The organism is Rhodococcus spelaei (assembly GCF_006704125.1).
Classification (GTDB): Bacteria; Actinomycetota; Actinomycetes; order Mycobacteriales; family Mycobacteriaceae; genus Rhodococcus_G; species Rhodococcus_G spelaei.
In genome coordinates this window covers 1-12860 of record NZ_VIGH01000010.1, presented here as the reverse complement: position 1 = coordinate 12860, position 12860 = coordinate 1, and the positions used below count along the sequence as shown (strand labels likewise).

Genomic DNA, 12860 nt, shown 5'->3' with positions numbered 1-12860 from the left:
ATCGCCAGGGTGAAAGGATGGCGGGGTGAGCATTGTCTACGACTGCGGAGAACCCGATACGCGCGCGGCGGGAATCTCGGCCGCCACCAACGCACTCAAGGCCGGACGCCTGGTGGTCGTCCCCACCGACACGCTGTACGGACTGGCCGCCAACGCCTTCGACGGTGAGGCCGTCACGAGCCTGCTGCGCGCCAAGGGGCGCGGGCGGGACATGCCGGTACCGGTCCTGGTCGGCTCCTGGAACACGATCGACGGACTGGTGTTCACGGTCCGTCCGCAGGCGCGCGAGCTGATCCGTGCCTTCTGGCCCGGTGGACTGAGTCTGGTTGTGCAGCAGGCACCTTCGCTCGCCTGGGACCTCGGTGACACCCGGGGGACCGTGATGCTGCGCATGCCTTTGCACCCGGTCGCGCTCGAGCTGCTCCGTGAGGTCGGCCCGCTCGCCGTCTCCAGCGCCAACATCTCGGGCCAGCCGCCGGCGACCACGGTGGAGGAGGCGCGGGACCAGCTCGGTGGCGCGGCGAGCGTCTACCTCGACGGCGGTCCCGCCGATCACGCCGTAGCGTCCACGATCGTGGACCTGACCGCCGATCAGCCGCGCATCCTCCGGGAGGGGGCGGTCCCGGCCGCTGCGGTCGCCGAGGTGCTCGGGGTGACGGCCGAGAGCCTGCTCGGGGGCGGAGCGCAGGGATGACGAGTGCAGGGATGGCGATCGACGGAGAGGCCGGCACGACGCCGGTACCGTCAGCGACGTGATCGCTGCCCACGCCGCGCTTCTCGCGGCCTCGGACGCTCAGGTGAGTCGCGGCGCGGGCGTGCCGTTGCGGGAGCTCCTGCTGGTCCTGTTCACCGCGGCGGTCGTCACCTTCCTGGCGACCGGCGGGGTGCGGTTGTTCGCGATCAAGTTCGGGGCGGTGGCGGTACCCCGCGACCGTGACGTGCACGTCGAACCGACCCCGCGCCTCGGCGGCATCGGGATGTACCTGGGGTTCGTCGCCGCACTCCTGTTCGCGCAGCAACTGCCGGCGCTGACCAGGGGATTCGAGTACCACACCAAGGACATTCCGGCGGCACTGATCGCCGGCCTCGTGATCGTCGTGGTCGGCGTCGTCGACGATCGCTGGGGCCTCGACGCGCTCACCAAGTTCGTCGGCCAGGTCACCGCGGCAGGGGTGATGGTCGTGATGGGCGTGAGCTGGCTCGTGCTGTACGTCCCGTTCGGGGGCGGCACCACCGTGGTGCTCGACCAGCTACAGGGCGGCCTGTTCACCGTGCTCGTCGCGGTGGTGATGATCAACGCGATGAACTTCGTCGACGGCCTCGACGGACTGGCGGCCGGCCTCGGGCTGATCGCGTCCGTTGCGATCTGCGTGTTCTCGGTCGGACTTCTGCACGAGCAGGGCGGCGACGTCAGCGCCTACCCGCCCGCCATGCTCGCCGCCGCACTCGCCGGTGCCTGTCTCGGGTTCCTGCCGCACAACTTCCAGCCCGCCCGGATCTTCATGGGGGACTCGGGGTCGATGCTGATCGGTCTGATGCTCGCCGCGATCTCGACGAGCGCGTCGGGTCGGATCCCGCTCAACGCGTACGGATCCCGCGACATGCTCGGACTGCTGTCTCCGCTGCTGCTGGTCGGCGCGGTGATGTTCATCCCGATCCTCGACCTGCTGCTCGCGGTGGTGCGCCGGACCATGGCCGGGCGCAGTCCCTTCGCCCCCGACAAGATGCACCTGCACCACCGGCTGCTCGAGATCGGTCACTCGCACCGACGCGTGGTGCTGCTCATCTACTTGTGGGTCGGAGTGCTCGCCTTCGGAGCGGTCGGGACGGCGCTGCTGGACCGACGGCTGGTGGTGCTGCTGGTCGCGGGCGGGTTGGTGTTCGCGCTGGTCGTCACCGCGGTCCCCTCCCTGCGCGTCCAGCAGGTCCGCGGGCGCAGCGGCGACGGTCGTCGGTAGGCTTGCGGACCGTGACCTTCTCACCAGAACCCGTGCCCGATCAGTCCGCGCCGCTTCGTGCCGCCGTGCGCTATGGAGTCGTCGGGCTGATCGCCCTCGCGGTCGTCGGGTCGGCGATTGCGGCCGCGGTCGCCGGGTTGTCCGGATTGTGGGGCGCGCTGATCGGTGTCGCGGTCGGCGGCGGATTCATCCTGTGCACCGCGTTGGCCGTGCTGTTCACCGAGAAGTTGCCGCCCGCCACGTCGGGTGCGGTGCTGCTGGGCAGTTGGTTGCTCAAGATGATCCTCGCGGTCCTGGTACTCGGGATCCTCAAGGGCATGGACTTCTACAGCAAGGGTGCGCTGGTCATCGTCATGGTGCTGGCGCTGGTCATCGTGCTCGGTGCGGAGACCTACGGGCTGCTGCGGGTCAAGGTTCCGTACGTCCAGCCTGCTCCGTCGGAGGGTCCGGCCGACGACCAGAAGGCCGACGGCCAGTAGTACTACGAATCGTCGTAATTTGTTGAGCAGGGACCCCCGTCTACACAACGTCGTAGTTGTATTGGTAGGGTCAGGGCCACGCGAGCGCCGGAACGACGCGAATCAGACAGAGAGCATCGCCCGGCAACCGCGCAGGTAGCTCCGATCGACAGTTTCGCATGGCCGAAACTGGACCGCACGGGGATGCCGAGTCGACGACAGTCCGCCGACACCGACAGACGCAGGGCCCTCATCGGGTGGCTCACAGCAGCTGACGAATACGCGAGCCGACCATGTCGACTTGTTAGATCGTCAATGTCCGATCGAACCGCAGGCGATGCCGCCTGCGGCCACGACTACGGGAGAGACCGCTGAGCGTCACCACCCTGGCCGCGGAGTTCCATCCGCCGTCACTTGCAGACTTCTTCCCTCCCGCTGTGCTGTTCGAGGGCACCCCATTCGAGCTCGACCGACTGATGCTCATCCGCATCCTGATGACGGTCGTCCTGCTCGCGTTCTTCGCCCTCGCGATGCGCAGCCCGAAGCTGATTCCGCGCGGCGCGCAGAACGTCGCGGAGATCGGCCTCGGCTTCGTCAAGGATCAGATCGCCGACGAGGTGCTCGGCAAGGAGCAGGGCAAGCGCTTCCTGCCCGTGCTGACCACGATCTTCTTCACGGTTCTGTTCCTGAACTTCTCGAGCGTGATCCCGTTCCTGAACATTTCGTCGAACGCGCGCGTCGGCATGCCGATCGTGCTCGCGGCACTGGCGTACATCACGTTCAACTACGTCGGAATCAAGAAGTACGGCTTCTTCAAGTACGTGAAGAGCAGCATCGTCGTGCCGGACGTTCCGATCGCGCTGCACGTCCTGCTGATCCCGATCGAGTTCATCTCGACGTTCATCCTCCGGCCGTTCACGCTGACCGTCCGTCTCATGGCCAACATGCTGGCCGGCCACATCATGCTCGTGCTGTTCTTCAGCGCCACCCAGTTCTTCTTCTTCGAGGCAGCTGCCGGAATGAAGGTCTTCGGTGTGTTCTCGCTGGCAGCCGGCTTCGGATTCACCCTCTTCGAGTTGCTGGTGATCTTCCTGCAGGCGTACGTCTTCGCCCTGCTGACCGCCGTGTACATCGACCTGGCGCTCCACGCCGACTCGCACTGATCTGAAGATCAGGCCCGCACAGACCGCACTACGCACCACACAAACTGACCCTCCCGCCAATCCCCGGCGGTGGGCAACAGAAAGGGAACGGAACACCACATGAGCCTCTCGTACCTGGCACAGGCCGCCGTCGAGCAGACCACCACGGGTAAGGGCTACGGCGCCATCGGTTACGGTCTCGCCGCCATCGGCCCCGGCATCGGCGTGGGCATCGTCGTCGGTAAGGCCATCGAGGGCATCGCTCGTCAGCCCGAGCTGGCCGGCCAGATCCGGACCAACATGTTCCTCGGTATCGCGTTCACCGAGGCCCTCGCGCTGATCGGCCTTGTCGCCGGCTTCATTTTCTGATCTCGCCATGTCGAACATTGCAGTGATCGCGGCCTCGGAGGGGGAGAGCATCAACCCTCTCGTCCCCGAGACCTACGACATCGTGTGGTCGGCGGTCTGTGTCATCGTCATCGGCTTCGTCTTCTGGAAGTACATACTTCCGAAGTTCCAGCAGGTGCTGGCCGATCGCTCCGACCAGATCGAAGGCGGCATCAAGCGTGCCGAGGAGGCCCAGGCCGAGGCCAAGGAGACGCTGGAGCAGTACCGCGCCCAGCTCGCCGAGGCTCGCACCGAGGCCGCGGCCATCCGCGAGGATGCCCGCACCCAGGGTCAGCAGATCATCTCCGAGATGAAGGTGCAGGCCCAGGAGGAAAGCGACCGCATCGTGGCGGCAGGCAGCAGCCAGCTCGCCGCACAGCGTCAGCAGATCGTCGCCGAACTCCGCAGCGATCTCGGCCGCACCGCGGTCGACCTCGCCGAGAAGGTCATCGGTGAGTCCCTCGCCGACGACGTGAAGCGGGCAGGCACGATCGACCGTTTCCTCGGTGAACTGGACGCCGTCAGCGCTGACTCCGCAGCAGGGAAGTGAGCACCATGTACGCAGCAAGCCGTGAGGCGCTCACTCAGACGAGGAGCGCCCTGGAATCGGCGTTGGCCGGAGTCTCGGCCGGCGCGGCAACCGCGGCTGCGGCACAGACCGGCGCCGAGCTGTTCACGGCGGTCGAGGTTCTCGACGGCCAGCGCACGCTCCGCGCCGCGTTGGCCGACCCCTCGGCCCCCGCGGCCGTTCGGGAGGCGCTGGCCGAGCAGGTGTTCTCGGCCAAGGTTTCGGCTGAGACTCTTGCGACGCTGAAGGCTGCGGCAGGCCAGGACTGGTCGAGCTCCGCGGACCTGCGCAACTCGCTGGTGCTGCTGGGCCGGGAGTCGCTGCTGCGCGCAGCCGACGACCAGAACCAGCTCGACACCGTCGAGGACGAGCTGTTCCGGCTCGGCCGCATCGTGGCCGGCAACTCCGAGCTCGAGCAGGCCCTTTCGGACCGCGCCCGGCCGAGTTCCGCCAAGCGCGAGCTGCTGTCCAAGCTGCTGTACGGCAAGGTCACGGCGGTCACCGAAGCGTTGTCCAACCAGGCTGTCGGCCGGCTGAACACCGCTCCGGCGGATGCGTTCAACGAGCTGTCGGAACTGGCTGCGGCCCGGCGGGACAAGGCGGTCGCACATGTGCGCAGCGCCTCGGCACTGTCGGATGCCCAGGTGGAGCGGCTCTCCGCGACCCTGAGCCGGACCTACGGCAAGCCGGTCACGGTGCACGTGGAGGTCGACCCCGAGCTCCTCAGTGGCCTCGTGGTTCGCGTGGGTGACGAGGTCATCGACGGTAGCGCCGCGGGACGACTCGCGTCGCTGCGCAAGACCCTCAAGTAGCCCGGCGACAACGCCGCCCCGCAGCACCCAACCTCCAGATTCATTTCGAAGACCAGATACCGAGAGCAGGAAGAACATGGCGGAGCTGACGATCTCCTCCGACGAGATCCGTAGCGCGATTGAGAACTACACCGCGAGCTACTCCCCGGAGGCCTCCCGCGAGGAGGTCGGAGCGGTGTCCGACACCAGTGACGGCATTGCGCACGTCACCGGCCTGCCTTCGGCGATGGCCAACGAGCTGCTGGAGTTCCCCGGCGGCGTCCTCGGCGTGGCGTTGAACCTCGACGCCACCGAGATCGGTGCTGTCATCCTGGGTGACTACGAGCACATCGAAGAGGGCCAGCAGGTCAAGCGGACCGGCGACGTGCTGTCCGTGCCTGTCGGCGACGGCTTCCTCGGCCGCGTCGTGAACCCGCTGGGCCAGCCCATCGACGGCCTCGGCGACATCGAGAGCACCGAGAACCGTGCCCTCGAGCTGCAGGCCGCGACCGTGCTGGAGCGTCAGCCGGTCGAGGAGCCGCTGCAGACCGGCATCAAGGCCATCGACGCGATGACCCCGATCGGCCGTGGCCAGCGCCAGCTGGTGATCGGCGACCGCAAGACCGGCAAGACCGCGGTCTGCGTCGACGCCATCCTGAACCAGAAGGCGAACTGGGCGACCGGCGACCCGAAGCAGCAGGTTCGCTGCATCTACGTCGCGATCGGCCAGAAGGGCTCCACCATCGCCGGCGTCAAGCAGGCGCTCGAGGAGCAGGGCGCGATGGAGTACACCACCATCGTCGCCGCCCCGGCCTCCGATTCGGCCGGCTTCAAGTGGCTCGCCCCGTACACCGGCTCGGCCATCGGCCAGCACTGGATGTACCAGGGCAAGCACGTCCTCATCGTGTTCGACGACCTGACCAAGCAGGCCGAGGCGTACCGCGCCATCTCTCTGCTGCTGCGTCGCCCGCCGGGACGCGAGGCCTACCCCGGTGACGTCTTCTACCTGCACTCCCGTCTGCTGGAGCGCTCGGCGAAGCTGTCCGACGCCCTCGGTGGCGGCTCGCTCACCGCGCTGCCGATCATCGAGACGAAGGCCAACGACGTCTCCGCGTACATCCCGACCAACGTCATCTCCATCACCGACGGTCAGGTGTTCCTCGAGTCCGACCTGTTCAACAAGGGCATCCGCCCCGCGATCAACGTCGGTATCTCGGTTTCCCGAGTCGGTGGCGCCGCGCAGACCAAGGGCATGAAGAAGGTCTCCGGTTCGCTGCGTCTGGAGCTCGCCCAGTTCCGTGAGCTCGAGGCCTTCTCGGCCTTCGCCTCCGACCTGGACGACGCCTCGAAGGCCCAGCTCGAGCGTGGCCAGCGTCTGGTCGAGCTGCTCAAGCAGGACCAGTACAGCCCGATCGCAGTCGAGGACCAGATCATCTCGATCTACCTCGCCGGCGAAGGTGTCTTCGACTCCGTGCCCGTCGGCGACGTCCGTCGCTTCGAGTCCGAGCTGCTCGAGGACCTGCACCGCAACGCTGCCGGTGTCTACGAGTCGATCAAGGGCGGCAAGGCCCTCGACGCCGACTCGACCGCGGCCCTCATTGCGGCGACCGACAAGTTCAAGCAGGGCTTCCTCGCCTCCGACGGCAGCCGCGTCGTCAACGAGGCCGAGGCGACCGCGCTCGGTGCCGACGAGGTCAGCCAGGAGCAGGTTTCCGTCACTCGCAAGCACGTCAGCAAGTGAGCGTGACGGCCGTGACGGATTCTCGTGGGAAGGGAGTGTGACTGAGTAGATGGCAAGCCTGCGCGAACTGCGCTCACGTATCAAGTCAGTCAACTCGACCAAGAAGATCACCAAGGCGCAGGAGCTGATCGCCACCTCCCGCATCACCAAGGCGCAGATTCGGGTTGCGGCCTCCAAGCCGTACGCCGAGGAGATCACCAAGGTGCTCTCCGCGCTGGCGAGCGCCTCGGGGTCACTCGACCATCCGCTCCTCAACGAGCGCCCGAACCCGAAGCGTGCCGCCGTGCTCGTGGTCACCAGTGACCGCGGCATGTGTGGTGGCTACAACTCCAACGTCCTCAAGGAGGCCGAGGAGCTGTTCGCGCTGCTGCGCAGCGAGGGCAAGGAGCCGGTGCTGTACGTGCTCGGTGCGAAGGGCCTGACGTACTACACCTTCCGTGACCGGGACCTCAAGGGTTCGTGGACCGGGTTCTCCCAGGACCCCGGTTACGCGGACGCCGCGCGGGCGAGCCGGCACCTGGTGGAGCTGTTCATGGCCGGGTCCGGCAACGAGGTGCCCACGTACAACGGCGAGGGCACCATCGAGGGCGTCGACGAACTGCACATCGTCTACACGAAGTTCGTGTCGATGCTGACGCAGTCGCCGGAGGTCCGTCGGATGGCTCCGCTCGAGGTGGCCTACCAGGACGAGAACTTCGAGTTGGGCGACGACATGCTCTCCGACTCGAACGGTGCTGTGCCGACGGCCCAGTACGACTTCGAGCCGGAGGCCGGGACGCTGCTGTCGGCACTGCTGCCGAAGTACATCAACACCCGGATCTACTCCTCGCTGCTGGAAGCTGCGGCATCGGAGTCGGCTTCGCGCCGTACCGCCATGAAGGCGGCGACGGACAACGCAAACGAGCTGGTGAACACCCTGAGCCGTCAGGCCAACCAGGTGCGCCAGGCCCAGATCACCCAGGAAATCAGCGAGATCGTCGGTGGCGCGAATGCGCTCGCCTCGAGCGCAGGAAGTGACTAGCACATGACCGCAGCAGTAACCCAAACCAACGCGAACGGTGCGGCCGCCACGGCCGGCCGCGTCGTGCGGGTCATCGGTCCCGTTGTGGACGTTGAGTTCCCGCGTGGCGCCGTTCCCGCCCTGTTCAACGCACTGAACGCAGAGGTCACTCTGCCGACCGTCGCGAAGACCCTGACCCTCGAGGTCGCGCAGCACCTGGGCGACAACCTGGTGCGCACCATCTCGATGCAGCCGACCGACGGCCTGGTGCGCGGCACCGCGGTCGTCGACTCCGGCAAGCCGATCTCGGTTCCCGTCGGCGACGTCGTCAAGGGCCACGTCTTCAACGCCCTCGGTGACTGCCTCGACACCCCGGGCCTCGGTCGCGACGGCGAGCAGTGGGGCATCCACCGCAAGCCCCCCGCCTTCGATCAGCTCGAGGGCAAGACCGAGATCCTCGAGACCGGCATCAAGGTCATCGACCTGCTGACCCCGTACGTCAAGGGCGGCAAGATCGGTCTGTTCGGTGGCGCCGGCGTCGGCAAGACCGTTCTGATCCAGGAGATGATCACCCGTATCGCCCGTGAGTTCTCCGGAACCTCGGTGTTCGCGGGCGTCGGTGAGCGCACCCGTGAGGGCACCGACCTCCACCTCGAGATGGAAGAGATGGGCGTCCTCCAGGACACCGCCCTTGTCTTCGGTCAGATGGACGAGCCGCCGGGAACGCGTATGCGCGTCGCCCTGTCGGCGCTGACCATGGCGGAGTACTTCCGCGATGTGCAGAACCAGGACGTGCTGCTCTTCATCGACAACATCTTCCGCTTCACCCAGGCCGGTTCCGAGGTCTCGACCCTGCTCGGTCGTATGCCCTCCGCCGTGGGTTACCAGCCGACGCTGGCGGACGAGATGGGTGAGCTCCAGGAGCGCATCACCTCGACCCGTGGCCGCTCGATCACCTCGCTGCAGGCGATCTACGTCCCCGCCGACGACTACACCGACCCGGCGCCGGCGACCACGTTCGCGCACCTCGATGCGACCACCGAGCTCTCGCGTCCGATTTCGCAGATGGGTATCTACCCCGCTGTGGACCCGCTGACGTCGACCTCGCGCATCCTCGAGCCCGGCATCGTCGGCGCGGAGCACTTCCGCGTCGCCAACGAGGTCAAGCGGATCCTGCAGAAGTACAAGGAACTGCAGGACATCATCGCAATCCTCGGTATGGACGAGCTGCAGGAAGAGGACAAGATCCTCGTCGGCCGCGCACGCCGTATCCAGAAGTTCCTCGGTCAGAACTTCATCGTCGCCGAGAAGTTCACCGGTGAGGCCGGTTCGGTGGTGCCGCTGCGCGACACCATCGAGGCCTTCGACCGCGTCTGCAAGGGCGAGTTCGACCACCTGCCCGAGCAGGCGTTCAACAGCTGCGGTGGACTCGACGACGTCGAGGCCGCTGCCGCCAAGATCGCGGGGAAGTAGTCGACCATGGCTGAGATGACCGTTGAGCTCGTCGCCGTAGAGCGGCGGCTGTGGTCGGGCACGGCGACGCTCGTCAGCGCCCAGACCACCGAGGGCGAGATCGGCATCATGTACGGACATGAGCCGGTCCTCGGTCAGCTGGTCGATGCGGGTGTCGTGGCCATCACCACCACGGACGGCGAGCGTGTCGTCGCCGCGGTGCACGGTGGTTTCCTCTCCGTGACCGGCACGTCGGTGACCGTCCTTGCCGAGTCCGCGGACTTCGCAAGCGACATCGACGTCGACGCCGCCAAGGCAGTGCTCGCCGACACCACCGCAGAGGACGAGGCGATCGCGATCGCCAAGGGTCAGCTGCGCGCGGTCGAGCGGGCCTGACAGGTACACACGAGAAGCCGCGACGGGTAGGCCGACGAGTAGTGACAGCTGGAGTGATCGTTCTCTTCATTCTGGTTGTGCTGCTCGCGGCCCTCGTCGCGGCTTTCGTGTACCGGTTGTCGGTACTGCGCCGCGGCGGGACCGCGGCGATCATGCGGGCGACGCCGACCGGCGAGGGTCAGGGGTGGCGGCACGGAATCATTCGCTACGGCGAGGAATCCCTGGTGTTCTTCAAGCTCTCCAGCCTCCGCCCGGGCCCCGACTCCCGGATCTCGCGTCAGGGGATCGAGCTCGGCGAGCGTCGGTCTCCGCGCGACACCGAGTTCGACATCATGACGGACGACATCGTCGTCGTCGCCGTGCACGACGGCGACCAGAGCTACGAGTTCGCCCTCGACCGCGGCGCGCTGACCGCGTTCCTGTCCTGGGTGGAATCGCGACCGTCCGGTCGTTCGATGCGCGGCCGTCCGGCCTGACGCTGCACACAAGTGAACCCCGACCTCTTTGCGGTCGGGGTTCTTCTCGTTTCCGGCTTCAGTTGGCGGAGTAGGTGAGTAGGCGGGGCCGTTCAGTTCCCGGGAGCGCTCGCATCGCCGCCGGCACCGGGACGCCACAGCACGTCGCCGTCCGGGTTGGCCAGCCGGCCGAGGATGAACAGCAGGTCCGAGAGCCGGTTGAGGTACTTCGCGGGCAGGACGCCGGTGTCCGCCGGGCTCGCCTCCACCGCGGCCCACGCCGACCGCTCCGCGCGGCGCGTGACAGTGCGTGCCACGTGCAGCAGAGCGCCGAGCGGGGTGCCACCGGGCAGGATGAACGAGCCCAGCGGCGCGAGATTCTCGTTGAACTCGTCGCACCACCCCTCGAGACGGTCGACGTACGACGGCAGGACCCGCAACGGTGGATACTTCGGATCCGTGACGACGGGAGTCGAGAGGTCCGCGCCCGCGTCGAACAGGTCGTTCTGCACCTGGCGGAGCACCGCCGTGATCGCTTCGTCGGGCTGCCCCATCGCGAGCGCGACGCCGATGGCCGCGTTCGCCTCGTCGCAGTCCGCATACGCGATCAGCCGCGGGTCGTTCTTGGACACTCGCGAGAAGTCGCTCAATCCGGTCGTGCCGTCGTCGCCGGTACGGGTGTAGATGCGGGTCAAGTGGACTGCCATGGGTGTCACGCTACCGTCGCGTCGTCCGCGGCTAGGCTGTGCGACTGTGAGTGAACGCTTTCTTGTCACCGGCGGTAACCGGCTGACGGGTGAGGTCTCGGTCGGTGGCGCGAAGAACAGTGTCCTCAAGCTGATGGCGGCAGCGCTGTTGGCCGAGGGCACGAGCACCATCACGAACTGCCCGGACATCCTGGACGTGCCGCTGATGGCCGAGGTGCTGCGCGGGCTGGGCTGCGAGGTCGAACTCGTCGATGACGAGGTTCGGATCACGACCCCTGCCGAGCCCAAGTACCACGCAGACTTTCCCGCCGTGACCCAGTTCCGTGCCTCGGTGTGCGTCCTCGGACCACTGGTGGCCAGGTGCAAACGCGCGGTCGTCGCGCTGCCCGGCGGGGATGCGATCGGATCGCGGCCGCTCGACATGCACCAGTCGGGCCTCGAGTTGCTCGGAGCACGGAGCGAGATCCAGCACGGGTGCGTAGTAGCCGACGCCGACGATCTGCACGGTGCGAGCATCCGTCTCGCCTTCCCGTCAGTGGGGGCGACCGAGAACATCCTGATGGCGGCGGTGCTGGCCAAGGGGGAGACGGTGATCGACAACGCCGCTCGCGAACCCGACATCGTCGACCTGTGCAACATGCTGGTCCGGATGGGCGCCCAGATCGAGGGTGCGGGTTCGTCGACCCTGACGATCCGCGGCGTGAAGAGCCTGCGCCCGACCACGCACCGGGTGATCGGGGACCGGATCGTCGCGGCCACCTGGGGGATCGCGGCGGCGATGACGCGCGGGGACGTGACGGTGCGCGGTGTGAACCCGAAGCACCTGTCCCTGGTGCTGGACAAGCTCCGGGCGGCGGGATCGCAGATCACCACCGAGGCGGACGGCTTCCGAGTGGTGCAGGCGTCGCGTCCGGTCGCGGTCAACTTCGCGACCCTGCCGTTCCCCGGATTCCCGACCGACCTGCAGCCGATGGCGATCGGGCTGGCTGCCGTCGCGGACGGAACATCGATGATCACCGAGAACGTCTTCGAGGCGCGGTTCCGGTTCGTCGAGGAGATGATCCGCCTCGGTGCAGATGCGAGGACGGACGGACACCATGCGGTGGTGCGGGGGATCGCCCAGTTGTCGAGTGCGCCGGTGTGGTCGTCGGACATCCGGGCCGGCGCGGGTCTGGTGCTCGCGGGCCTGGTCGCGGACGGGACAACGGAGGTGCACGACGTGTTCCACATCGATCGGGGATATCCGCGCTTCGTGGAGAACCTGACCGAGCTCGGTGGCGACATCGTGCGTGTGCCGGCGGCCGGCTGAATCCGGTCTGATCGTCAAGGGCATCCCGCTCCTCGGAGCGGGGTGCCCTTTGCTCGTTTCCGGGCCCCAGAGCATGGGTGTCCGGCGTCACAATGAATGAAAATTGGAAATGGTGATGATTCGGAGGCGGCCTCATAGCGCTCTACCTGCAATTATGTTTGCGGCACCCGGCGCCGACCAGGCGATTTGCCTCCGCGTTCATCGCCGCGTAACTTTTGTCGAGTCAGAGCGACACGGACACCGACCCGGCCGAGAGGCGCGGGACACGAGGTTGGACGAAGGCGCCTGAATTTCCCAGCCAGTCACCCCGGGTTTGCGCCCGATGACTTGCTGGGGTAAGCTGGAACAGTTGCCCCGGAGAGGCCGAGCATGGCTCGGAATTGATGGTGTGTGCGTGTTCTTTGAGAACTCAACAGTGTGCCGATGAATGTCAGTGCCAAATGTTTTTGGTACTCCACCCCGCTTTTGTGGGGTGGGTATTGCTGACCGTCTCATT

At 66.9% G+C, this 12860-nt stretch carries 14 protein-coding genes; 13 read left to right on the top strand and 1 reads right to left on the bottom strand.

Annotated features, from left to right (window positions below; all coding sequences use genetic code 11):
• Window positions 1-25: 25 nt before the first annotated feature.
• From FK531_RS19860 to FK531_RS19805, 12 genes are all read left to right on the top strand, one after another.
• Window positions 26-694 carry an L-threonylcarbamoyladenylate synthase gene (locus FK531_RS19860; protein ID WP_142102545.1) on the top strand — a complete coding sequence of 223 codons (669 nt, stop codon included), beginning with the start codon at window positions 26-28 and terminating at the stop codon, window positions 692-694.
• Window positions 695-752: 58 nt separating this feature from the next.
• Window positions 753-1958 carry a glycosyltransferase family 4 protein gene (locus FK531_RS19855; protein ID WP_181763047.1) on the top strand — a complete coding sequence of 402 codons (1206 nt, stop codon included), beginning with the start codon at window positions 753-755 and terminating at the stop codon, window positions 1956-1958.
• A gap of 2 nt (window positions 1959-1960) precedes the next feature.
• The gene (locus FK531_RS19850) at window positions 1961-2437 is read left to right on the top strand and encodes a Cg1360 family ATP-synthase-associated protein (RefSeq protein ID WP_142102543.1); all 477 of its coding nucleotides are present in this window, start codon (window positions 1961-1963) and stop codon (window positions 2435-2437) included.
• Between the two features lie 323 nt (window positions 2438-2760).
• Window positions 2761-3579 carry a F0F1 ATP synthase subunit A gene (gene atpB / locus FK531_RS19845; protein ID WP_494338135.1) on the top strand — a complete coding sequence of 273 codons (819 nt, stop codon included), beginning with the start codon at window positions 2761-2763 and terminating at the stop codon, window positions 3577-3579.
• Window positions 3580-3678: 99 nt separating this feature from the next.
• On the top strand, window positions 3679-3927 hold the full coding sequence (locus tag FK531_RS19840) for an ATP synthase F0 subunit C (protein WP_072846400.1): 249 nt from the start codon (window positions 3679-3681) through the stop codon (window positions 3925-3927).
• Between the two features lie 7 nt (window positions 3928-3934).
• A complete protein-coding gene (locus FK531_RS19835) occupies window positions 3935-4495 on the top strand; it encodes a F0F1 ATP synthase subunit B (protein WP_142102539.1) in 561 nt (186 codons plus the stop codon).
• 5 nt (window positions 4496-4500) lie between these two features.
• Window positions 4501-5325 carry a F0F1 ATP synthase subunit delta gene (locus FK531_RS19830; protein ID WP_142102537.1) on the top strand — a complete coding sequence of 275 codons (825 nt, stop codon included), beginning with the start codon at window positions 4501-4503 and terminating at the stop codon, window positions 5323-5325.
• A gap of 76 nt (window positions 5326-5401) precedes the next feature.
• A complete protein-coding gene (gene atpA, locus FK531_RS19825) occupies window positions 5402-7045 on the top strand; it encodes a F0F1 ATP synthase subunit alpha (protein WP_142102535.1) in 1644 nt (547 codons plus the stop codon).
• 49 nt (window positions 7046-7094) lie between these two features.
• Entirely contained in the window at window positions 7095-8066 is a 972-nt protein-coding gene (locus tag FK531_RS19820) for a F0F1 ATP synthase subunit gamma (protein WP_142102533.1), read from the top strand.
• 3 nt (window positions 8067-8069) lie between these two features.
• The gene (gene atpD, locus FK531_RS19815) at window positions 8070-9518 is read left to right on the top strand and encodes a F0F1 ATP synthase subunit beta (RefSeq protein WP_142102531.1); all 1449 of its coding nucleotides are present in this window, start codon (window positions 8070-8072) and stop codon (window positions 9516-9518) included.
• 6 nt (window positions 9519-9524) lie between these two features.
• Complete coding sequence (locus FK531_RS19810) at window positions 9525-9893, top strand: F0F1 ATP synthase subunit epsilon (RefSeq protein ID WP_142102529.1); 369 nt, start codon at window positions 9525-9527, stop codon at window positions 9891-9893.
• A 41-nt stretch (window positions 9894-9934) separates the two neighbouring features.
• A complete protein-coding gene (locus tag FK531_RS19805) occupies window positions 9935-10369 on the top strand; it encodes a DUF2550 domain-containing protein (protein ID WP_142102527.1) in 435 nt (144 codons plus the stop codon).
• A gap of 92 nt (window positions 10370-10461) precedes the next feature.
• Here FK531_RS19805 and FK531_RS19800 read toward each other — a convergent pair whose 3' ends face one another.
• A complete protein-coding gene (locus FK531_RS19800) occupies window positions 10462-11055 on the bottom strand; it encodes a cob(I)yrinic acid a,c-diamide adenosyltransferase (RefSeq protein WP_142102525.1) in 594 nt (197 codons plus the stop codon).
• A gap of 46 nt (window positions 11056-11101) precedes the next feature.
• Between FK531_RS19800 and murA the strand changes: the two genes are divergently transcribed.
• Window positions 11102-12364: a UDP-N-acetylglucosamine 1-carboxyvinyltransferase gene (gene murA / locus FK531_RS19795; protein ID WP_142102523.1), complete on the top strand. Its 1263-nt coding sequence runs from the start codon at window positions 11102-11104 to the stop codon at window positions 12362-12364.
• Window positions 12365-12860 lie beyond the last annotated feature (496 nt).

What these genes read in the sequence shown, in the direction of transcription:
- FK531_RS19840 (WP_072846400.1), top strand. Translation starts at nt 3,679, where the DNA reads ATGAGCCTCTCGTACCTGGCACAGGCCGCCGTCGAGCAGACCACCACG.
- FK531_RS19835 (WP_142102539.1), top strand. Translation starts at nt 3,935, where the DNA reads ATGTCGAACATTGCAGTGATCGCGGCCTCGGAGGGGGAGAGCATCAAC.
- FK531_RS19830 (WP_142102537.1), top strand. Translation starts at nt 4,501, where the DNA reads ATGTACGCAGCAAGCCGTGAGGCGCTCACTCAGACGAGGAGCGCCCTG.
- atpA (WP_142102535.1), top strand. Translation starts at nt 5,402, where the DNA reads ATGGCGGAGCTGACGATCTCCTCCGACGAGATCCGTAGCGCGATTGAG.
- FK531_RS19820 (WP_142102533.1), top strand. Translation starts at nt 7,095, where the DNA reads ATGGCAAGCCTGCGCGAACTGCGCTCACGTATCAAGTCAGTCAACTCG.
- atpD (WP_142102531.1), top strand. Translation starts at nt 8,070, where the DNA reads ATGACCGCAGCAGTAACCCAAACCAACGCGAACGGTGCGGCCGCCACG.
- FK531_RS19810 (WP_142102529.1), top strand. Translation starts at nt 9,525, where the DNA reads ATGGCTGAGATGACCGTTGAGCTCGTCGCCGTAGAGCGGCGGCTGTGG.
- FK531_RS19800 (WP_142102525.1), bottom strand. Translation starts at nt 11,055, where the DNA reads ATGGCAGTCCACTTGACCCGCATCTACACCCGTACCGGCGACGACGGC.